Genomic DNA, 21,531 nt, shown 5'->3' on the forward strand with positions numbered 1-21,531 from the left:
CGCTCCTGGCCGCGCGGGCGGTGCTTGCGCAACCCTCTGCGGGCACCGGGCGCCCCGGCCAGGAGACGCTGGCGTTCTATCAGCACACCCTTACGCGCGGCATTCCGGCGGCGCCAGATTGGCCGGGAGCGTGGCCGCATCGGCCGGAGCCGGTCCCGCGCCTGGCGCGCCGAGCGACGAAGCCGTCTTGCCGCCCGCGAAGCACTCCCAGGTAAGCGTGCCGCCCTGCACCGAACCCGGCGCGAGCGCGACGCGCGCCGTGGGCGCATCGGCGTTGTCCGGCACCGATGGCACAAGCACGAGCGTGTTACTCCCTTCCGGCGCGATGCGCGTGGTGAAGGCCACGGTGATCTGTCCGGTCGCGTCGTCGATCTGCACCGATGACACATTGCGCGTGGCGGGCGGCGTGGTGTAGCCCGCGCCGAAGGCCGTGCCGCTCGCGGCGTTTTCGGCGACGGAAAGCCGCGCCGCCGACGCCAGCGACAGCCCCTCGCCCACCCGGCTGCGCGCCAGATAGTCCTGGTACGCGGGAATGGCATACGCCGCAATCACGCCGACGATGGCGAGCACGATCATCAGTTCGATGAGCGTGAAACCGGGCGAGGCCCAGCGCAGTATGGCCCGCCACGATCGCATGAGCGATGCGGCGCGAGTGGAAAACGCGCGCGGTCTGACGCCGGCCTGCGTGCATGGCGTTGAAACAGAGTTCGATACGGTCATCATCTGGGCTCCTGAAACGAAAAACGCCTGCCCACCGGAAGGTGAACAGGCGTTTCGATCGTATCGGCGCCCTGGTTGGCGGGGCAGTCGGCCGGATGGCTTAGGCGCGGCGCTGTCAGGAATGCGCGCGCGCCGCATTGCGACGCTTGAGCAGATGCCCGAGCACCACCACGAACAGCGCGCCCGCCACGCACATGCCGTACTCGGCCACGGGCGTATCGAGCAGCGGCCAGCGGTCGCCGGCCGGGTCGTTGACGATCAACCCGCCCGCGATCCAGCCGAGCAGCGCTGCGCCCAGCGTGACGATCACCGGATAGCGGTCGAGCAGCCGCAGCACGAGCTGGCTGCCCCACACGATCAGCGGAATGCTCACCATCAGCCCGAAGATCACGAGCGCGATGCGGTGGCGCGGATCGGCGGCCTCGGCGGCGCCCGCGATGGCCACGACGTTATCGAGACTCATCACCGCGTCGGCGACGATGATCGTCTTGATCGCGCCGAGCAGCTTGTCGGAAGGCTTCACATTGGCGTGTTCGAGATGCGCCGGCGCCAGCAGCCGCACGCCGATCCACAGCAGCAGCAGGCCGCCCGCGAACTTGAGCAGCGGCACGTTGAGCAGCACCACCGCGAAAGCAATCAGCACCACCCGCAGCACGATCGCGCCGACGGTGCCCCACAGAATGCCGCGCAGGCGCTGCTGCGCGGGCAGATCGCGGCAGGCGAGCGCGATCACCACGGCGTTATCGCCGCCGAGCAGGATGTCGATGACGATGATCTGGATGACAGCGCCCCAATGGAGCGACGTGAAGAACTCGAGCATGAGAGCGAGAAGTTGAGCCGCGCGCGCTTTTGATCGAAGCGCGCGCCAAATGAAAAAAGCGAGGCAGCCATGACTGGCTCCCTCGCTTTTGTTCGGAAACCTCGTGAAAGGATTCCGCAAGCATATCAAAAAACGCCGGCCGCCCGCGCATCCGTGATGCCGCAAGCGGTGGTGTATTTCGAAATTACAGCACCGACTTCAGCAGACGGCCCATTTCCGACGGGTTGCGCGTGACCTTGATGCCGCACGCGTCCATGATTTCCAGCTTCGCGTCGGCCGTGTCCGCACCGCCCGAGATCAGCGCGCCGGCGTGGCCCATGCGCTTGCCCGGAGGCGCCGTGACGCCCGCGATGAAGCCGACGACCGGCTTCTTCATGTTGCCCTTGATCCACTCTGCGGCATTGGCTTCGTCCGGACCGCCGATTTCGCCGATCATGATCACGGCGTCCGTATCCGGATCGTCGTTGAACATCTTCATGACGTCGATGTGCTTCAGACCGTTGATCGGGTCGCCGCCGATACCGACTGCCGACGACTGGCCAAGGCCGATCGCGGTCAGCTGCGCAACCGCTTCATACGTCAGCGTGCCCGAACGCGACACGACGCCGATGCGGCCCTTACGGTGGATGTGACCCGGCATGATGCCGATCTTCAGCTCGTCCGGCGTGATCGTGCCGGGGCAGTTCGGGCCGAGGAGCAGCGTCTTGCGGCCTTCGCGGCGCATACGGTCCTTGACTTCGATCATGTCACGCACGGGAATGCCTTCCGTGATGCAGATCGCCAGATCGAGGTCGGCCTCGACGGCTTCCCAGATCGCGGCAGCAGCGCCTGCGGGCGGCACGTAGATGACCGAAACGGTCGCGCCGGTGGCATCCTTGGCTTCACGCACGTTGGCGTAAATGGGGATGCCTTCGAAGTCTTCGCCGGCCTTCTTCGGGTTCACGCCCGCGACGAATGCTTCGCGGCCGTTGGCGTACTCACGGCATGCACGGGTATGGAACTGACCGGTCTTGCCGGTGATGCCCTGCGTGATGACCTTGGTGTCTTTGTTGATCAGAATCGACATGTATTGACCTCTGTTCGCTTGACGCCGCGCGTCGCGTCGTCCGCTGCGTAATGCCACGTAGGCCACGTGTAGCGGGCTTCGCGCCGGCACTGCGTCATTCGTATCCGCTGAAAGTTACTTGCCTTCGGCAGCCGCGACAACCTTCTGCGCAGCCTCTTCCATGCTGTCCGCCGAGATGATCGGCAGGCCCGAGTCGGCCAGCATCTTCTTGCCGAGGTCCTCGTTCGTGCCCTTCATACGCACGACGAGCGGCACCTTGAGGTCAACGGCCTTCGACGCCGCGATCACGCCTTCCGCGATCACGTCGCAGCGCATGATGCCGCCGAAGATGTTGACGAGGATCGCCTTCAGCTCCGGGTTCTTCAGCATCAGCTTGAACGCTTCCGTGACCTTCTCGGTCGTGGCGCCGCCGCCGACGTCCAGGAAGTTCGCCGGTTCGCCGCCGAACAGCTTGATGGTGTCCATCGTCGCCATGGCAAGGCCCGCGCCGTTCACCAGACAGCCGATATTGCCGTCGAGCGAGATGTACGCGAGGTCGAACTTGGAGGCTTCGACTTCAGCCGGATCTTCTTCGTCCAGATCGCGGTACGCAACGATTTCCGGATGGCGGAACAGCGCGTTCGCGTCGAAGTTGAACTTCGCGTCGAGTGCGATGACCTTGCCGTCGCCCGTGACGTTCAGCGGGTTGATTTCGGCCAGCGACGCATCGGTTTCCCAGAATGCCTTGTACAGGCCTTGCAGGATCGCGCGAGCTTGCGGAATCGAGCCAGCCGGCACGCCGATCTTCGCGGCGAGGTCGTCAGCCTGGGCATCCAGCAGACCCGTGTTCGGATCGACGACGATGTGGTGGATCAGTTCCGGATGCTTTTCGGCGACTTCTTCGATGTCCATGCCGCCTTCGCTCGAACCCATCAGAACGATCTTCTGGGTCACGCGATCGACGACGAGGCTGACATACAGTTCCTGCTTGATGTCGGCGCCTTCTTCGATCAGCAGACGGTTCACCTTCTGGCCTTCCGGACCGGTCTGGTGCGTGACGAGTTGCATGCCGAGAATCTGGTTCGCGTATTCGCGGACCTGTTCCAGCGTCTTCGCCACTTTCACGCCGCCGCCCTTACCGCGGCCACCCGCGTGAATCTGGGCCTTGACGACCCACACCGGACCGCCCAGCTCTTCAGCGGCCTTGACCGCGTCATCCACCGAAAACACCGGCTTGCCGCGCGGTACCGCGACGCCGAATTTCCGCAGGATTTCCTTACCCTGGTACTCGTGAATCTTCATGCGTGATTCCCTTCAGTCTGAGAGTTGGAGTGAACTTCGTTTCCGCTGTTGTTATTCATGCGCGACGGCGTCGGCCTTGCCCTCATGGCCCGGTCCTGTGTCCTCGCGCACGCTGGCAGCGTCCCCGCCACGCTCTTTCGAACGCGGCGCATGGCCATACCAGCGCGGATAAAACTGCTTGACCGCCTCGCCGTCGAACCGCAGCGCGTGGCAGCGGCCGAGCTGGAAAGGCGGTTTCTCACCGGCGGCGGATTCGTCGCCGGCAGTCTTGCCGAGATCCGGTCCGGACTCGTCGCCCGGATTGCCATTCGATGTATCCCACACGGCTCCCACGAACGCCTGAATGGCGACCGTCGGCAACACGCCCAACATTTCTGTGAGATGCGTGCAGCCCTGCGTGCCGGCGAGAAGTCGGCCCGCGTCGCGGCGGAAGTTCTGGAGGAGATTGAGCCCGATAAGGGCCCGATAGGCGGGATTGGCGTTCTGGCACTGACCGTCGTAAGGCACCCAGTCGGACGACGCCTCGGCGTCGACGACATTGAGCTTGCGATCGATCGTGATACGAAGCCAGAGTTCATGGATCGGCAAACCATTAGGCCGGACACCGGATGCTAACGCCACATCGCGAGGCTTGTGGTCCGTCAGGCAGGCGTCGATGTCCCACAGGCCGTCTTCGCGCTCATAGGCGACCGCCCGGATAGCGCGCTGATGACGCAACTGGCGAGGCGCTGGCGGAGAAAGCGGCATGCTGGGTCAGACCGGTTTGGAAAACTTCTCGATTTTAGCATACCGGTTATTTGAGACAGCGACGATTCCGCAACCCCAGTAGAAGCTTGTTTCCAGACGTTTTTTGATCCACGAGGATCAATTTTCCGACTAATCGCCGTCAAAGCTGTCTTCGATGCCTTTAAGGATCTTGCCGATGATCGACATCGAAAAACCGCGCGCGACGAGAAAACGGGCCTGTCGCGCGCGCTCGGCCGGCGTCTCGGGCAACTGGCCATACTTCTTCTGCCAGACCGCGCGGGCACGCGTGAGTTCCGTCTCGCGCAACTGCGTATTTACTTCCTCGATGAGGGCTTCGCCCACGGCATGACGCTTGAGTTCGCTGACGATGCGCCCCGCCCCCACGCGCGCGGCGCGGCGGTGCACGATACTTTCGGCGAAGCGTGCGTCGGACAGCCAGCCGTCGCGTTCGAGCGCATCGAGCAGCGCTTCGAGTTCGTCGGCGTCTTCGGTGTAGGCCATCAGCTTGCGCGAGAGCTCCGCGCGGCTGTATTCGCGACGCGAGAGATAGCCGAGCGCGCGGCCTTTGAGCGAGCGTTCGGGGCGCTGTTTGTTCGCCGAAGCCGCGCTGGCTTTGCGGGCGGCGCGCAGCGTGGAGGTGCGTTCGTAACTGTCGCCGTCTTCTTCGCGCGCTTTTTCGGCAGCGCGCGCGATATCGTGCGCGTCGAACGATTCGGAGTCGTCGAAATCCGCGCGACGACTGGCGCTGCGCGTGAAGGCCTGAGTGGCGGGGCGCGGCGCGCGGCGTGTTGCGGTTGCGTTCGAAACAGGCTGCGGCGAGGCATCAACAGGCGCGTCGAAGAACGCCTCGAACGGCACTTCGAACACCGCGCCGCCTTCGTCGTCGAGATCAGGCGTTGGGGAATCGGACAAAAGTTGAGGCTCGGAATGCACAAAGCCGCGATCGCCCAAATGGGCGTCGCGGCTTTGCGGAGTAAAACGGGGAGAAACCAGGGGGGAAATCCGGGACCGATCAGAGGATGCCGTGGAGCGCCGGGTGACGCTCCGTGCATCGCTGCTTGCTTGACGCAGGCGCTGCGCCTCGTCCGAAGTCGAGGACGAAACCTTCGCGGCCAACGGCTGTGCCGAGACAAACCCGCGCTTGCGCATCACAGTCGTGCTCCCCCTTCAGGGCCCCGATTCCGGATTCGCGGGACTTATTCTTCGTCCGCGACTTCGACTTCGCCGGAGTTCTTCACGCCTTCGGCCATCGCGCTCACGCCAAGCGATTCACGGATGCGGTTTTCGATCTCGCGGGCGATATCGGGGTTTTCGCGCAGGAATTCGCGCGCATTGTCCTTGCCCTGACCGATGCGTTCGCCGTTATAGCTGTACCACGCACCTGCCTTGTCGACGATCTTGGCCTGCACGCCCAGGTCGATGACTTCGCCCTGACGCGAGATGCCTTCGCCGTAAAGAATGTCGAACACGGCTTCGCGGAACGGCGGCGAGACCTTGTTCTTGACAACCTTCACGCGCGTTTCGCTGCCGATGACTTCGTCGTTCTTCTTGATCGAGCCGATACGGCGGATGTCCAGACGCACCGATGCGTAGAACTTCAGCGCGTTGCCGCCCGTGGTGGTTTCCGGGTTGCCGAACATCACGCCGATCTTCATACGAATCTGGTTGATGAAGATCACCATGCAGTTCGTCTTCTTGATCGTGCCGGTGAGCTTGCGCAGCGCCTGCGACATCAGACGCGCCTGCAGACCCGGCAGCGAGTCGCCCATTTCGCCCTCGATTTCGGCCTTCGGCACGAGTGCGGCGACCGAGTCGATCACGATCATGTCGATCGAGCCCGAGCGCACCAGCGCATCGGCGATTTCGAGCGCCTGCTCGCCCGTGTCCGGCTGCGAGATGAGCAGTTCCGGCACGTTCACGCCAAGCTTGGAAGCGTATTGCACGTCGAGCGCGTGTTCCGCGTCGATGAACGCCGCCGTGCCGCCGATCTTCTGCAGTTCGGCGATCACCTGCAGCGTGAGCGTGGTCTTGCCCGACGATTCCGGACCGTAGATCTCGACCACCCGGCCGCGCGGCAGACCGCCCACGCCGAGCGCGATGTCAAGGCCGAGCGAGCCGGTGGAGACCACCTGGATGTCCTCGACCACGTCGCCGTCACCGAGTCGCATGATCGACCCTTTGCCGAACTGCTTTTCGATCTGCGCGAGCGCGGCGGCCAGCGCCTTGCTCTTCTCAGCAGTCAGCCCAGCCGAGCCTTTCTTGCTATCTTCCATGAATCGTCCTTTGCTATGATGAACGGCGTCTGATGACGATGCACGCCCCCGCCTGCGACACCTGGGTGAACCTGGATGACGAATGGCGAGCGGTGCCAACGAACTCAGACACTGTATAAAAAAACAGTAGTTTTGGCAAGCTCGTTTTCAACTAACGCGCGTGCCGAAACCGCGAATTTCGGAGACCGCCGTGCGCCGCCCGCCGTCAGGCCCCAAGCCTGCGAACCGGCGCCGGTGCTGCGAAGCGCGCCCCAGCATGACGCGGGTCGCTTCGAAGGCAACGCTTGCGCACCATGCGAATCCTCATTGCCGAAGACGACAGCATACTCGCGGACGGTCTGGTCCGATCACTCCGCCAATCGGGCTATGCCGTTGATCACGTGCGTACCGGCGTGGATGCCGATACTGCCTTGTCGATGCAGACTTTCGACCTGCTGATCCTCGATCTGGGCCTGCCGAAAATGCCGGGCCTCGAAGTGCTGCGGCGTTTGCGCGCGCGCAATTCCAACCTCCCCGTTCTGATCCTCACCGCCGCCGACAGCGTGGACGAACGCGTCAAGGGACTCGATCTCGGCGCCGACGACTACATGGCCAAGCCCTTCGCGCTCAACGAACTGGAAGCGCGCGTGCGCGCGCTCACGCGGCGCGGCGCGGGCGGCGGCCCGACGGTCGTGCGCCACGGCGCGCTGTCATTCGATCAGGTAGGACGCGTCGCGCGCATTCATGAGCAGGTGCTCGACCTGTCGGCGCGCGAGCTGGGCGTGCTGGAAGTGCTGCTGCAACGGCTCGGGCGGCTGGTGTCGAAGGAACAACTGGTCGATCATCTCTGCGAATGGGGCGAGGAAGTCAGCAACAACGCCATCGAGGTCTATGTGCATCGCCTGCGCAAGAAACTGGAGACGGGCGGCGTGCAGATCGTGACCGTGCGGGGCCTCGGCTACTGTCTGGAAAAGGAAGCGGCGGCGGCCAGCGCGCCGGCAAAGGTTCCCCCCGCGGAACCTCAAACCGTCCCGCCCGTCATGCCATCCAGCCACTACTTCAAATAGCCGGGCGCGACGATGGCCGAGCCCGCTCCCGCCGCGCGCATCAAGGCGGCCTCGTCCGCCAGCCCGCGCCCTGAAGGTGCGTCCGGCACGTCGGACACACCCGGCGCGCTCGACGACGAAGCGCGCGACGCCCGCTACGCCAATCCCTTCGCCCCGCCAGACGAGGCCGAAGCCGCCGCCGAGGCACGCCCGCGCTCGCTGTTCGGCGAAATCCTCGACTGGATGCTCGCGCCGCTGCTGCTGCTCTGGCCGATGAGCATCGCGGTCACCTATCTGGTCGCCAAGTCGATCGCCAACGGCCCGTTCGACCGCGCGCTCGAAACCGATGCCTATGTGCTCGCGCGCCAGATCCACCCCGTCAACGGCGTGGCCGAGCTGACGCTGCCCGATTCCACGCGCGACTTCCTGCGCGCCGACAACGTCGACAGCGTCTATTACCAGGTGCTCGGCAGCCGCGGCGAACTGGTGGGCGGCGACCGCGACATGCCGCTGCCGCGCGACGACGACCGGCCCTCGCCCGGCCTCGTCGAGTTTCGCGACGACACGCTGCACGGCACCGATATCCGCGTCGCCTACACGACGGTCGAGCCGCCGCATCTCACCGGCTCGCAGCCCGTGCTCGTGCAGGTGGCCGAGACGCTCGACAAGCGCCGCGCGCTCGCCAACGACATCATCAAGGGCGTGATCCTGCCGCAGTTCGTGATCCTGCCGCTCGCGATCCTGCTGGTGTGGTTCGGACTCTCGCGCGGGCTGGCGCCGCTGCACGCGCTGCAGTCGAACATCCGCATGCGCCGCCCCGACGATCTCTCGCCGCTCGAAGCGCGCCGCGCGCCGCCCGAAATCGAACCGCTCGTGACCTCGTTCAACGACCTGCTCACGCGCCTCGAACAGAACATGGAACTGCAAAAACGCTTCATCGCCGATGCCGCGCATCAGATGAAAACGCCGCTCGCGGGTCTGCGCACCCAGGCCGAACTCGCGCTGCGGCAGGACGCTTCGCCCGAGGTGCATCGCTCGCTCGAACAGATCGCGATGAGTTCCGAACATGCGGCGCGGCTCGTCACGCAGTTGCTGGCGCTTGCGCGCGCCGAAAATCGCATGTCGGGCCAGGTCTTCACATCCGTCGATGTCACCGAAGTCGCGCGCCATGCGGTGCGCGACTGGGTGCAGCCCGCGCTCGCGCGGCAGATGGACCTGGGCTACGAAGGCCCGGACGACGCGGGCAGTCAGGGCGAGACACAGGACGGCGCAAGCGCGCCCATGATCGTCGAGGGCAACCCGGTGATGCTGCGCGAGATGCTGTCGAACCTGATCGACAACGCCATCCGCTACACGCCGCCAGGCGGGCGCATCACCGTGCGCGTGCGGCCCGACCCCGCCGCGCGGGCCGTGCATCTGGAAGTGGAAGACACCGGCATCGGCATTCCGGCCGCCGAGCGCGAGCGCGTGCAGGAGCGCTTCTACCGCATTCTGGGACGCGACGGCGACGGCAGCGGCCTCGGTCTTGCGATCGTGCGCGAGATCGCGACGATGCACGGCGGCACGCTCGCCATCGACGACCATGTCTATCAGGAAACGCCGCGCCTGGCGGGCACGCTTGTGCGCGTCACGCTGCGTCTGCGCGGGACCAGCTGACACGCGTAAGCCAAAACTGACGTCAGAAGAGACCAAACAGGCTTGGGACTTTCCCTTAGCCGCGCGGCATACATCGCAGGAAAAATCGCACACTCAACGCCGATAAACGCACGTTAAACGGCGTTCACGAATCGTTAAAAGTATTTGCGCGAACATAAAGCCTTCCGCATGCGCCCCGAAACCCGACCCCGCACGTCAGAACCCCGTAAGTTTCCATTCCAATAATGCTGCGCAGGACCGCCGCGAACGCGGCCCCACACGCACATCAAAATTGGAGACACATATGGCAACCGTTGGCGGACAAGTCTCGCACGCGCCGATGACCAGTGACGAAAAACGCGTGATCTTCGCGTCGTCGCTCGGCACCGTGTTCGAGTGGTACGACTTCTATCTGGCCGGCTCGCTCGCGGCCTTCATCAGCAAGAGCTTCTTCTCCGGCGTCAATCCCACCGCGGGCTTCATCTTCACGTTGCTCGGCTTCGCCGCGGGCTTCGCGGTGCGCCCGTTCGGCGCGATCGTGTTCGGGCGTCTGGGCGACCTCGTGGGCCGCAAGCACACCTTCCTCGTCACCATCGTCATCATGGGCCTGTCGACCTTCGTGGTCGGCTTCCTGCCCGGTTACGCGTCGATCGGCATCGCCGCGCCGGTGATCTTCATCGGTATGCGATTGCTGCAGGGCCTCGCGCTCGGCGGCGAGTACGGCGGCGCGGCAACCTACGTCGCGGAACACGCGCCGCCCGGACGCCGCGGCTTCTACACCGCCTGGATCCAGACGACCGCCACGCTCGGCCTGTTTCTGTCGCTGCTCGTGATTCTCGGCGTGCGTACCTCCATCGGCGAAGACGCATTCAGCGCATGGGGCTGGCGCGTGCCGTTCGTCGCCTCGATCCTGCTGCTCGCGGTCTCGGTGTGGATCCGTCTGCAACTCGACGAATCGCCGGCGTTCAAGCGCATCAAGGCCGAAGGCAAGGTGTCGAAGGCGCCGCTCACGGAAGCGTTCGGCCAATGGCGCAACCTCAAGGTCGTGATCCTCGCGCTGATCGGCGTGACGGCGGGTCAGGCCGTGGTCTGGTACACGGGCCAGTTCTACGCGCTGTTCTTCCTCACGCAGACGCTCAAGGTCGAAGGCGCGAGCGCCAACATCCTGATCGCGCTGGCGCTCCTGATCGGCACGCCGTTCTTCCTGTTCTTCGGATCGCTGTCGGACAAGATCGGCCGCAAGCCGATCATCATGGCCGGCTGCCTGATCGCCGCGCTCACCTACTTCCCGCTCTTCAAGGCGCTCACGCACTACGCGAATCCGGCGCTCGAAGCCGCGACCGCCCGCGCGCCGATCGTCGTGATCGCGAATCCGGACGAATGCTCGTTCCAGTTCAACCCCGTGGGCACCTCGAAGTTCACCAGTTCGTGCGATATCGCCAAGAGCGCGCTGTCGAAGGCTGGCCTGAACTACTCGAACGTGGCCGCGCCGGCGGGCACGCTCGCGCAGATCAAGGTGGGCGATACGACCATCGACACGTATAACGGCAAGGCGCCAGGCGCCAAGGAGGCGGGCGCGACGTTCGACAAGACGCTTTCGGGCGCGTTGAAGAGCGCGGGTTATCCGCTCAAGGCCGATCCAGCGCAGCTCAACTGGCCGATGACGGTGGTGGTCCTGACGATCCTCGTGATCTTCGTGACGATGGTGTACGGGCCAATCGCGGCGATGCTGGTGGAGATGTTCCCGACACGCATCCGCTATACGTCGATGTCGCTGCCCTATCACATCGGCAATGGCTGGTTCGGCGGCTTCCTGCCCGCGACGGCGTTCGCGATCGTGGCGGCGAGAGGCGATATCTACTCGGGGCTCTGGTATCCGATCATCATCGCGCTGGCGACGTTTGTGATCGGCATGTTGTTCGTGAAGGAAACCAAGGATTCGGATATTTATGCGCAGGATTGAGCGCATCGATGGAGACGACCCGGCGCCCTGAAAAAGTTTTGAGAAGGTGCTTGACAGGGTGCCGGGCCGTAGGCATAATCTTTTTCTCTTAGGCGAATTAGCTCAGCCGGTTAGAGCGACGGAATCATAATCCGCAGGTCCGGGGTTCGAATCCCTGATTCGCCACCAAATGCGAAAGCCGCGGTTTCTTTCGAAACAGCGGCTTTTTCTATTTCTCACGCCCTCGCACCTACGTCATTGCCGCGAAGACACTCGCGAGCTTTTGCCTGATCAGCAGCTTTTGCAATGACGCCGCCTCCGCCTCTGTCAGCGAGGCCAAGATCTGGCCACCCCGAATCAAAAGCAGTTCGCCATCGCCGTTGAGCGCACAGGCAAAGCCGTTTGTATCGCGAATAGAGGTCGCCTGCGCATCATCGCCAGTCTTGCCGGCTTCAACCGGGCTTGTCGCTCGTCGTACAACAGGCTTGCGGCGCACCTTCGCTTTCTGCGCTTTCTTGACCGGACCGCCGAAGACACTGGTTTGTGCGGCAACGCCCAAGGGCGGCGCAATGACTTCGCTCGCATCGACGACCCGCTGATTGACTCGCGTAACCGAATCGCCGTTTATCTGATCCGGTAAGTAATACGCGTTGACGTGTCTGCCACCTTGCATAACGCGCTCCGTCAATACGCGTCCACTACGGATCGACGGCCACATATCGGCAGTGATCTTGCCCGGGTCGGCAATTCCAAGGTGCTCGGCAATCTGCGCCGAGGTCGCGCCGGGGCGCTCCCGGATCAACGCAAGGATTTCTGCTCGACGGCTAGGGCGACGCTTCGAGGCTCGTGCCATTTCCGGACTCCTCACTAAACGACTGGCGCTTTATTGCGCAAGCACGTATTAGGATGGCAGTCGCCGGAAAAGTTACCCGCAATATTTAAGCCTTGGTCGCTCCAGCGCAAACTCAGACCGCTTTGCGCTTACGGCCACACTCCCCCTCTGCCTCACCCTTCAATCCGCCCACGAGTCACGCGCAGGAGCGCGGCCATCGCTTCGCGCGCGGCGTTCGCGTCGCGCCGGGCAATCGCATCCGCGACTACGGTGTGGTCGGGCAGCGCGGCGTTGAAGACATCAGCGCGTTTGGCGTTCACGCGCAACTGGCCTTCGAGCGTACGCCCGATCAGCACGCCCAGCGGCACCAGCAATTCGTTGCGGCACGCCGCCAGCACGGCCAGATGAAAGCGCAGATCGGCGCGCACCCATTCGTCGACGTTACGCGCGACGGCCATCGCCGCGTGCGCTTCGTCGATGCGGGCAAGCGACGCGGCGTCGTGCGCGCTCGCGGCGAGTCCCGCCGCGTAAGGTTCGATCATTTCGCGCATTTCCTGGAGCTTGAGCGCGAAGGCAAGCGGCGGCGCGACGCGCGCATACCAGTCGAGCAGATCGGCGTCGAGCAGGTTCCACGCGGCGCGCTCGCGCACGCGCGTGCCCACTTTCGGCCGCGACTCCACGAGTCCTTTCGACGTCAGCGTGCGCAGCGCCTCGCGCAGTACCGTGCGGCTCACGTCGAAGCGCTCCATGAGTTCGGCTTCGCGCGGCAGGATCTCGCCAGGCGCAGGCTCGCCGCGCAGAATCGCGCTGCCGAGTTCGAAGGCCACCGTGCCGTGCAGATCGCGCTGAATGACTGTTCTCCTGGATATTGGGAATCGGCGAGAAATAATACTATTAATAGCACTTTAACGCGAATTTCGGCGTTTTTTGCAGTAGCATGTGCGCCAGGACGCGCGGGGACGCCAGCCAGGCGGCCCGCGCCGTGAACCTTACCGCTCAAGCCTGGATCCGGAGACATCCCATGAAAATCACCAAGCTCGAAACCTTCGTCGTGCCGCCGCGCTGGCTCTTTCTCAAGATCGAAACGGACGAAGGCATCGTCGGCTGGGGCGAGCCGATCGTCGAAGGCCGCGCGCACACGGTCGAAGCCGCCGTGCAGGAACTCGCCGATTACCTCATCGGCAAGGACCCGCTCCTGATCGAGGATCATTGGCAGGTGATGTATCGCGCGGGCTTCTATCGCGGCGGCCCGATCACGATGAGCGCGATCGCGGGCGTCGATCAGGCTTTGTGGGACATCAAGGGCAAGCATCATGGCGTGCCCGTGCATGCGCTGCTCGGCGGCCAGGTGCGCGACAGGATCAAGGTCTATTCGTGGATCGGCGGCGACCGTCCGAGCGACGTCGCCAACAACGCGCGCGCCGTGGTCGAGCGCGGCTTCAAGGCCGTGAAGATGAACGGTTCGGAAGAGCTGCAGATCATCGACACCTGGGACAAGGTTCAGGGCGTGATCGACAATGTCGCGGCCGTGCGCGAGGCCGTGGGCCCGAACGTCGGCATCGGCGTGGACTTCCATGGCCGCGTGCACAAGCCGATGGCCAAGGTGCTCGCGAAGGAACTCGATCCGTACAAGCTGATGTTCATCGAGGAGCCGGTGCTCTCCGAGAACGTCGAGGCGCTGCGCGACATCGTCAACCAGACCAGCACGCCGATCGCGCTGGGCGAGCGTCTCTACTCGCGCTGGGACTTCAAGCATATTCTCGCCAACGGCTTCGTGGACATCATCCAGCCCGACGCTTCGCACGCGGGCGGCATCACCGAATGCCGCAAGATCGCGTCGATGGCCGAAGCCTACGACGTGGCGCTCGCGCTGCACTGCCCGCTTGGCCCGATCGCGCTCGCGACCTGCCTGCAGATCGACGCGGTGAGCTACAACGCGTTCATCCAGGAACAGAGCCTGGGCATCCACTACAACAAGGGCAACGATCTGCTCGACTACATCCGCAATCCGGAAGTGTTCAAGTACGAAGACGGCTTCGTGTCGATTCCGCAGGGGCCGGGACTCGGCATCGAGGTCAACGAGGAAAAGGTGCGCGAGATGGCGAAGACCGGCCACCGCTGGCGTAACCCGGTGTGGCGCCACGAGGACGGCAGCGTCGCCGAGTGGTGATGAGCGCGCGATGTCGCGGCGTTACGTGACGGTCCGCGCGGGCCATGTTTCAGCGCCGTAACGTTTGAGGCCGATTTCTGGCTGGCAGGCCGCGTAGTGCTCCTGGGCGCTCGCGGCCTTTGTCGTTTTTGCACATTCCCGCACACAACGTTTTTCCTTGCGAAACCGCGCCGCACAAGGCGCGCGCGCACTCGCGAATGCGCTGCGAGCCTGATGCGGCGCGCCGGACGCGCCGCTGGCCTGCTCCTTGCTGAATCCCCTGTGAGATCAACGCGAAAAGCTACAGGGGATACACATGGACTTCATGCTCCCGGACTATCTGATCCGCGAACAGGCTGCCGTGCTCGCACTCGTCGTTTTCGGCCTGACGCGCGTCATTGCCGCCGCCGTCGCCTGCACGCGCGGCTGGCGCATCGCGGCGCTGGAGCTGAGCTTTATCGGCGTAGCGGTTCTGTGGTGCGCGCCGCAACTCATCGACCTGATCGCGCATCCCTCGTCGGTCGCCGCGCTCGCCGAACTCGAAGGCAAGGCCATTGGCTGCGCCATAGCCCTGTTCTTCTCGCCGATTCTCAGCCATCGCCTGGGCTATGAGTGAGCGCGCAACCAGGGTGACGTTTCAACCCTGCAACACATAGCCCGGCACGCTATGCGCCAGCACGGCCGCGATCACCAGCACGGCCATCATCACGAGCGCTTCGAGATGCAGCACGTTGACGAAGCGCCGTGCCGCGCCGGTCGAGGCCGCGCGGCGCAGTTCGGGCATCGCCACCACGCGGTTGAAGCCGCCCAGCAGCAGCGCCAGCACGACGAGCGCGAGCTTGGCGAGCAGCACATGGCCCCATGTGCTCGCCTCCAGCGCGTCGATCGAGCCGCCAGTGCCGCGAATGCCGTTGAACACGCCCGTCGCCAGCACGAGACCGACGGCGAAAAACGCCACGTTCGATACCTGCCCCGCCGTGCGGATCAGCACGCCGCGCGCCGTCGAAGCGCCCAGCGCGGGCAGCACCGCCAGCCCGCCCGCCATCACGATGCCGCTCCAGGCGCTCGCGCTCAGCACGTGCAGCGTATGCAGGCCGAGGGCCGCCGAGGCGAAGCCCGCGTCCGCCGCGTGACCAAGGCCCGCGCGCCCCGCCGCCACGGCGATGATCGCAAGCCACAGCACGCCGTCGCGCAGCGGGCCGGCCGAGGCCAGCGCCGTCGCCAGCAGCACGAGCGCGCCGGCGAACGCGATGCTCCACGCATGACCGACGTGCGTTTGCGCGAGCACCGTCGAGATCACGCCGAACGCGCCCGGCAGCGTTTCACCGCTGATCGACGCGCTCTCGTACAGCAGCCACATGGCGAGCGCGACGACCAGCACGAACGCCGACGCACGCAGCGAGCGTTGCGCGCGCAGCCAGGCGAGGCGCGCGGGCGCGACGGCGCTGCGCGCGTCCTTTTCCAGCCACGCGCCATAGAGCGCCGAGCCCAGCGCGAAGGCATAGGCGAGGTTGACGAGGGCGGCCATCGCGACCTGCCCGATCCAGAGCCAGTCAGCTTTCATCGGGCGGCGTCCTCCCGATGGTCAGGGAATAGACGGATTTCAGCGGGCAAAGCGCGGGGCGCGCGGTCATCCGGGCGCGCCTGCAGCATCGAAACGGAAAGTGCAGAAAGTGCGGAAAGTGCAATTGGAGTCATCGAGACGAGTGGCAAGGAAACAACAAGAAAACGGGCCAAGGGCAGTTTGGGGAAGTTGCAGGGAGCAACGCGCCTTTTCGAGACGCGCCTGCTTCGATAGCCGAGGTGCGGATCGGTTCAATGGCAACTCAATGACAACTTCGTCGCCCCACCCTCGAACGCGCAAAAAATGATGAGCGAAGGCAGGGACAATCCCGAGTCACGGATCCGCTAACAGGTGCAGAATCATAACCGGCGTCGTTGCGACCCTCCGCTACTATCGGGTTCGGGTAAGCCCGCCCAGGCGAGCTGCCGGAATGCGGAAACAGTCTCGAGCGTGGCAAAAATCGCTGTCGGGTCGCGACGATAAGGTTGGCTGCGTTGCCGCAGCGCGCACGGTCTCTTCGCTTTCATCGCGCGCAGCCTCAAGCCGGGCCGCACGAAGCCTGGTCAGGTCCACGATAAAGAATGGAGTCACGCGTGTCCCCAAGACGTATCCTCCGACCGCTCATTTCGCTCGTCGCGCCGCTGGGAGCCGCACTGCTGTTCGGCACGACCGGAATCTTCAGCGTTGCTTGCGCACAGACCCCGCAACCGAAAGCCCCCGACACGATCGAATCGCGCGTGCAGGGCTGTACCGCGTGCCACGGTTCGCACGGCCAGGGGACCGACAACGACTACTTCCCGCGGCTGGCCGGCAAACCCGCCGAATATCTCTACAACCAGTTGATGAATTTTCGCGACGGGCGCCGCAAGTACCCTCCGATGAATTACCTGGTCACCTATCTCTCCGACGAGTACCTGCACGAGATCGCCACGTACTTCTCGCAGCAGCGCCCGCCGTATCCGCCGCCCTCGAAGCCAACGGTGGGTGACAGCGTGCTCGCGCGCGGCGAGGCCATCGTGCTGCATGGCGACGCGGCCAAACAGGTGCCCGCGTGCGCCGCCTGCCACGGCGCGAAGCTCACCGGCATGGAGCCGGCGATTCCGGGTCTCGTCGGCCTGCATTCGGACTACATCAGCGCGCAGATCGGCGCATGGCGCTCGGGCTCGCGTCACGCCAAGGCGCCCGACTGCATGCATGAGATCGCCACGCGCCTCACGGACGAAGACGTGAACGCGGTCGCGGCCTGGCTCTCGACGCAGAATGCGCCGCAAAATCCCGTGCCGGCAGCGGCGGGCTCGTTGAAGACGCCGCTTGCCTGCGGCAGCGAACCGCAATAACGCGCCGGGGGAGACAGCCATATGAACCGCAAGTCCCTGTTCGCCCTGTCCGCAGTCGTGCTCGCCGCCGCCGCGGCGCTCGTGCCCGTGCTGTGGACCGGCAACACCTATCTGCACAACAGCTCGGCGCAAGCCGCCACCACCGCCGATCAATCCGATCTCATCAAGAAGGGCGAATACCTCGCCCGCGCCGGCGACTGCATCGCGTGCCATACGGTGCGCGGCGGCAAGATCTTCGCGGGCGGCCTGCCGATGGCGACACCGTTCGGCACGCTCTACACGCCGAACATCACGCCCGACGACCGTGCCGGCATCGGCAAGTGGAGCGCCGACGACTTCTACCGCGCCATGCACACGGGCCGCTCGAAGGACGGCAGCCTGCTCTATCCGGCCTTCCCGTTCACGAGTTACACGAAGGTCTCGCGCGCCGATTCGGACGCGATCTACGCCTACCTGCGCTCCGTGCCGCCGGTGAGCGTGCCCAGCCGCCCGCACGAACTCAAGTTCCCGTTCAACAACCGCAATCTGCTGATCGGCTGGCGCACGCTGTTCTTCCGCGAAGGCGAGTACAAGCCCGATCCGACCAAGTCGGTCGAGTGGAATCGCGGCGCGTATCTGGTCGAAGGGCTCGGCCACTGCGGCATGTGCCACACGTCGATCAACATGATGGGCGCGCCGGTCAACTCGTCGGCGTTCGCGGGCGGGCTGATTCCGCTGCAGAACTGGTATGCGCCCTCGCTCACCTCGAGTGAAGGCGGCCTCGGCGACTGGGACATCAAGGATATTTCCAGCCTGCTCAAGACCGGCGTATCGGGGCGTGGCGCGGTGTTCGGCCCGATGGCGGACGTGATCCATAACAGCCTGCAATATGTGTCGGATGACGACATCCAGGCGATGGCGACCTATCTGAAGACCATCCCGCAGAAGAAGGAAGCGCCCGAGAACATGCAGATGGAGACCTCGGATACGTTCGGTGGCGAACTCTTACAGCAAGGTCAGAAGATCTACCATGACCAGTGTGCAAAGTGTCACGCGGAGAACGGCCTCGGCATGCCGCCGAATTTCCCGCCGCTCGCGAACAATCAGTCGATCCAGATGCATTCGGCTGTGAATCCGATCCGCATGGTGCTCAACGGCGGCTATCCGCCGAGCACGCAGGGCAATCCGCGCCCCTATGGCATGCCGCCGTTCGCGCAAGCGCTGTCGAATCAGGAAGTGGCAGCGGTCGTGACCTATATCCGCATGACGTGGGGCAACAAGGGCACGCCGGTGTCCCCGCAGCAGGTGGCCGATCTGCGCTCCGCGCCGCTCGACTAGGCCGCGTTTGTTATAGTGGCGTTTGCCTGATAAGGGCGCAGCCGGCAAAACGCCGCTGGCTGCGCCCTTCGCTATTTGGCGGTTCGCGCGGCTTTCCAGCGGCGAACGGTCAAAGGCAGTGGCCAAATGTAATTGAAAGAAGTTGAACCAACGTTTTTTTGAGCACGGCGCGACAGGCGCACGGAAGCGGCAGCAAAGCAGGTTTGCAGTCGCACCGGCGCCGCATCGTCATGACGACCCAGGATCGGCATGGCGACGCTGCGGGGCAAGAAGAACAAGGAGTTGTCGTCATGCACGCTGGTGAGCGTCTGAACAGCATTACTCACCTCGTGGGCGCAATGTTGTCGATCGCGGGGCTGGTTTCGCTCGTGACGCTCGGGGCGCTCGATCACGACGCGTACAAGGTCGTGAGCTTCGCCGTCTACGGCGCGATGCTGTGCGCGCTGTACACGATTTCCACGCTGTATCACGGTGTACGCGGTCCGCGCATCAAGGCCGTGCTGCAAAAGTGCGACCATGCCGCGATCTATCTGCTGATCGCGGGCAGCTATACTCCCTTCTCGCTCGTTACGCTGCGCGGGCCGTGGGGCTGGTCGCTCTTCGGCGTGAGCTGGGGGCTTGCCGCGCTCGGCATTGCGCAGGAGCTTACGCTCGGGCGCCGCACGCGGATGTTGTCGATGGTGCTATACGTGGTGATGGGCTGGCTCGCGCTGGTCGCGGTCAAGCCGCTCATCAGCACGCTGCCTGCAGCCGGCACCGCATGGCTGCTGGCCGGCGGCATCATCTACAGCGTCGGCATTTATTTTTTCGTCAATGACGAACGCATCCGGCACGGACATGGAATCTGGCATCTGTTCGTGCTCGCCGGGAGCGTCTGTCAATTCGTGAGCGTCGCGGCCTACGTCGCCTGACGCGTCCCTTCCGGGAATCAGCACGAAGTCCGTCGCGCGGCGGCCGCAGTGTCCGCGGCCGCGCGATGCAACCCATGCCAGCCGGCGCTCTTGAGAAGCGCCGACAAGCGGCGCGCGCACTGGCGCGCCGTCCGAATCAACGCGAGCGGATAGGCGTGTGTGACCGTACGTGCCGGGTGTACGTCCCTGAGCGTGCATGAGGCGCAAGACGCCCACGCCGCATAGCGCGCCCGATGACGGCAGCGCCTGCCGCTCGCGATACTGCAATACAACAGGTGTTTATGTCTTTCGATTCTCTCGGCTTGTCCGAACCGCTGGTCCGCGCTGTCCACGAACTCGGCTACACCACGCCTACGCCCATCCAGACGCAAGCCATTCCCGCCGTGCTCGGCGGCGGCGACCTGCTCGCCGGCGCGCAGACCGGTACCGGCAAGACCGCAGGCTTCACGCTGCCGATCCTGCAACGTCTGACCGACACGGCGGCGCCCGCCGCCAACGGCAAGCGCGTCGTGCGCGCGCTGATCCTCACGCCCACGCGCGAGCTTGCCGCCCAGGTGGAAGAAAGCGTGCGCGCCTACGGCAAGTACCTGAAGATCAAGTCCACGGTCATGTTCGGCGGCGTGGGCATCAATCCGCAGATCGACGCGCTCAAACGCGGCGTGGACATCGTGGTGGCGACGCCGGGCCGGCTGCTGGATCACATGCAGCAGAAGACCATCGACCTCTCGCAGCTCGAAATCCTCGTGCTCGACGAAGCCGACCGCATGCTCGACATGGGCTTCATCCATGACATCAAGCGCGTGCTCGCGAAGCTGCCGCCCAAGCGCCAGAACCTGCTCTTCTCGGCGACTTTCGCCGACGAGATCAAGGCGCTCGCCGACAGCCTGCTCGACTCGCCCGCGCTGATCGAAGTCGCGCGCCGCAACACCACGGCCGAAACCGTCGCGCAGAAGGTTTATCCGGTCGATCGCGACCGCAAGCGCGAACTGCTCACGCACCTGATCCGCCAGCACAACTGGTTCCAGGTGCTCGTGTTCACGCGCACCAAGCACGGCGCGAACCGCCTGGCCGAACAGCTCACGAAGGATGGCATCAGCGCGCTCGCGATCCACGGCAACAAGAGCCAGTCGGCCCGTACGCGCGCGCTGTCCGAGTTCAAGGACGCCACGCTGCAGGTGCTGGTGGCGACCGACATCGCCGCGCGCGGCATCGACATCGATCAACTGCCGCACGTGGTCAACTTCGACCTGCCGAACGTGCCGGAAGACTACGTGCACCGCATCGGCCGTACGGGCCGTGCGGGCGCAATGGGCGAGGCGGTATCGCTCGTCTGCGTGGACGAGCATCAGTTGCTCAAGGATATCGAGCGCCTCATCAAGCGCGCGGTACCGCAGGAAGTGATTCCGGGCTTCGAGCCGGACCCGAACGCGAAGCCCGAGCCGATCCAGCGCCGTGGCCAGCCGCAGGGACGCGGTCAACAGCCAGGGCGTGGTCAGCAAGGTCAGGGGCGTGGCGCATCGCAAGGGGCTAACGGTGGCAATGGCGGCGCAAAACCCGCGCAAGCCCGCGAGCCGCGTGGCGGGAATCGCGAAGGTGGGCGCGAGGGTGGTCGTGAAGGCGGCCGCGCCTCGGCAGGTAATGGTGGCAATAGTGGTAATGGCGGCCAGCGCGCGGCCAAACCCGCGTCGACCGGCATCCGCACCGCGAAGCCCGTCAAGCAAGGCGCAGCCAGCCACAGCGCAACCCCCGGCAACCGCGGCGAACACACGCGCCGCGAGAGCCAGCGCGGTGTCTCGCACGAGAGCGCACTGGGCCGTCCGCAGCGCAAGCCGCAGTCGAACCCTGGCGCCCTGCTCGGCGGCCGTCCGGGCGGCTCGCGTCGCGACGGCAACGGTCAGCGCGACCGCTGACC

General features: G+C 64.8%; 19 protein-coding genes and 1 tRNA gene. 10 read left to right on the plus strand and 10 right to left on the minus strand.

The genetic code is table 11. The features are described 5' to 3' along the window. Window positions 1-90: 90 nt before the first annotated feature. The 7 genes from B0G62_RS22205 to recA all read right to left on the minus strand — a co-directional run bounded on the left by B0G62_RS22205 (window position 91) and on the right by recA (window position 6,907). Window positions 91-636, minus strand: a complete 546-nt coding sequence (locus B0G62_RS22205) for a pilin (RefSeq protein WP_208624241.1) — start codon at window positions 634-636, stop codon at window positions 91-93. A gap of 199 nt (window positions 637-835) precedes the next feature. Then, on the minus strand, window positions 836-1,540 hold the full coding sequence (locus B0G62_RS22210) for a TerC family protein (protein ID WP_103706366.1): 705 nt from the start codon (window positions 1,538-1,540) through the stop codon (window positions 836-838). A gap of 184 nt (window positions 1,541-1,724) precedes the next feature. Further along, entirely contained in the window at window positions 1,725-2,606 is an 882-nt protein-coding gene (sucD, locus tag B0G62_RS22215) for a succinate--CoA ligase subunit alpha (RefSeq protein ID WP_103706367.1), read from the minus strand. A gap of 114 nt (window positions 2,607-2,720) precedes the next feature. Continuing rightward, window positions 2,721-3,887 carry an ADP-forming succinate--CoA ligase subunit beta gene (gene sucC, locus B0G62_RS22220; RefSeq protein ID WP_103706368.1) on the minus strand — a complete coding sequence of 389 codons (1,167 nt, stop codon included), beginning with the start codon at window positions 3,885-3,887 and terminating at the stop codon, window positions 2,721-2,723. 51 nt (window positions 3,888-3,938) lie between these two features. After that, window positions 3,939-4,634 carry a DUF2889 domain-containing protein gene (locus B0G62_RS22225; RefSeq protein ID WP_103706369.1) on the minus strand — a complete coding sequence of 232 codons (696 nt, stop codon included), beginning with the start codon at window positions 4,632-4,634 and terminating at the stop codon, window positions 3,939-3,941. A gap of 129 nt (window positions 4,635-4,763) precedes the next feature. Further along, complete coding sequence (gene recX, locus B0G62_RS22230) at window positions 4,764-5,492, minus strand: recombination regulator RecX (protein WP_407671170.1); 729 nt, start codon at window positions 5,490-5,492, stop codon at window positions 4,764-4,766. 338 nt (window positions 5,493-5,830) lie between these two features. Beyond that, on the minus strand, window positions 5,831-6,907 hold the full coding sequence (gene recA / locus B0G62_RS22235) for a recombinase RecA (protein ID WP_103706371.1): 1,077 nt from the start codon (window positions 6,905-6,907) through the stop codon (window positions 5,831-5,833). Window positions 6,908-7,200: 293 nt separating this feature from the next. Here recA and B0G62_RS22240 point away from each other — a divergent pair, with 293 nt between their 5' ends. The 4 genes from B0G62_RS22240 to B0G62_RS22255 all read left to right on the plus strand — a co-directional run bounded on the left by B0G62_RS22240 (window position 7,201) and on the right by B0G62_RS22255 (window position 11,698). Further along, window positions 7,201-7,953 (plus strand): response regulator transcription factor, encoded by a 753-nt coding sequence (locus B0G62_RS22240; RefSeq protein WP_103706414.1) that lies wholly within the window; start codon window positions 7,201-7,203, stop codon window positions 7,951-7,953. A 12-nt stretch (window positions 7,954-7,965) separates the two neighbouring features. Continuing rightward, window positions 7,966-9,588: a sensor histidine kinase gene (locus B0G62_RS22245; RefSeq protein WP_103706372.1), complete on the plus strand. Its 1,623-nt coding sequence runs from the start codon at window positions 7,966-7,968 to the stop codon at window positions 9,586-9,588. Between the two features lie 283 nt (window positions 9,589-9,871). Further along, complete coding sequence (locus B0G62_RS22250) at window positions 9,872-11,530, plus strand: MFS transporter (protein WP_103706373.1); 1,659 nt, start codon at window positions 9,872-9,874, stop codon at window positions 11,528-11,530. Window positions 11,531-11,621: 91 nt separating this feature from the next. Further along, window positions 11,622-11,698 (plus strand) — tRNA-Met (locus B0G62_RS22255). A gap of 61 nt (window positions 11,699-11,759) precedes the next feature. On the opposite strand, the gene B0G62_RS22260 is transcribed toward B0G62_RS22255, so the two are convergent. Further along, window positions 11,760-12,362: a hypothetical protein gene (locus B0G62_RS22260; protein ID WP_146055341.1), complete on the minus strand. Its 603-nt coding sequence runs from the start codon at window positions 12,360-12,362 to the stop codon at window positions 11,760-11,762. 152 nt (window positions 12,363-12,514) lie between these two features. Further along, window positions 12,515-13,168 carry a FadR/GntR family transcriptional regulator gene (locus B0G62_RS22265; RefSeq protein ID WP_103706375.1) on the minus strand — a complete coding sequence of 218 codons (654 nt, stop codon included), beginning with the start codon at window positions 13,166-13,168 and terminating at the stop codon, window positions 12,515-12,517. Between the two features lie 110 nt (window positions 13,169-13,278). On the opposite strand from B0G62_RS22265, the gene dgoD reads away from it, so the two are divergent. After that, window positions 13,279-14,511 carry a galactonate dehydratase gene (gene dgoD / locus B0G62_RS22270; protein WP_279629764.1) on the plus strand — a complete coding sequence of 411 codons (1,233 nt, stop codon included), beginning with the start codon at window positions 13,279-13,281 and terminating at the stop codon, window positions 14,509-14,511. A gap of 295 nt (window positions 14,512-14,806) precedes the next feature. Next, window positions 14,807-15,106, plus strand: a complete 300-nt coding sequence (locus B0G62_RS22275) for a hypothetical protein (RefSeq protein WP_103706377.1) — start codon at window positions 14,807-14,809, stop codon at window positions 15,104-15,106. 21 nt (window positions 15,107-15,127) lie between these two features. Here B0G62_RS22275 and B0G62_RS22280 read toward each other — a convergent pair whose 3' ends face one another. Next, on the minus strand, window positions 15,128-16,054 hold the full coding sequence (locus B0G62_RS22280) for a CopD family protein (RefSeq protein WP_103706378.1): 927 nt from the start codon (window positions 16,052-16,054) through the stop codon (window positions 15,128-15,130). A 581-nt stretch (window positions 16,055-16,635) separates the two neighbouring features. Here B0G62_RS22280 and B0G62_RS22285 point away from each other — a divergent pair. The 4 genes from B0G62_RS22285 (at window position 16,636) to B0G62_RS22300 (ending at window position 21,529) form a co-directional block, all read left to right on the plus strand. Next, a complete protein-coding gene (locus B0G62_RS22285; protein ID WP_103706379.1) occupies window positions 16,636-17,391 on the plus strand; it encodes a c-type cytochrome in 756 nt (251 codons plus the stop codon). A 21-nt stretch (window positions 17,392-17,412) separates the two neighbouring features. Further along, entirely contained in the window at window positions 17,413-18,708 is a 1,296-nt protein-coding gene (locus B0G62_RS22290) for a c-type cytochrome (protein WP_103706380.1), read from the plus strand. Between the two features lie 290 nt (window positions 18,709-18,998). After that, entirely contained in the window at window positions 18,999-19,619 is a 621-nt protein-coding gene (gene trhA / locus B0G62_RS22295) for a PAQR family membrane homeostasis protein TrhA (protein WP_103706381.1), read from the plus strand. A 281-nt stretch (window positions 19,620-19,900) separates the two neighbouring features. After that, window positions 19,901-21,529 carry a DEAD/DEAH box helicase gene (locus B0G62_RS22300; protein WP_103706382.1) on the plus strand — a complete coding sequence of 543 codons (1,629 nt, stop codon included), beginning with the start codon at window positions 19,901-19,903 and terminating at the stop codon, window positions 21,527-21,529. Window positions 21,530-21,531: the final 2 nt, after the last annotated feature.

It is taken from the genome of Paraburkholderia eburnea (genome assembly GCF_002917095.1).
In the GTDB taxonomy this organism is placed as follows: Bacteria; Pseudomonadota; Gammaproteobacteria; order Burkholderiales; family Burkholderiaceae; genus Paraburkholderia; species Paraburkholderia eburnea.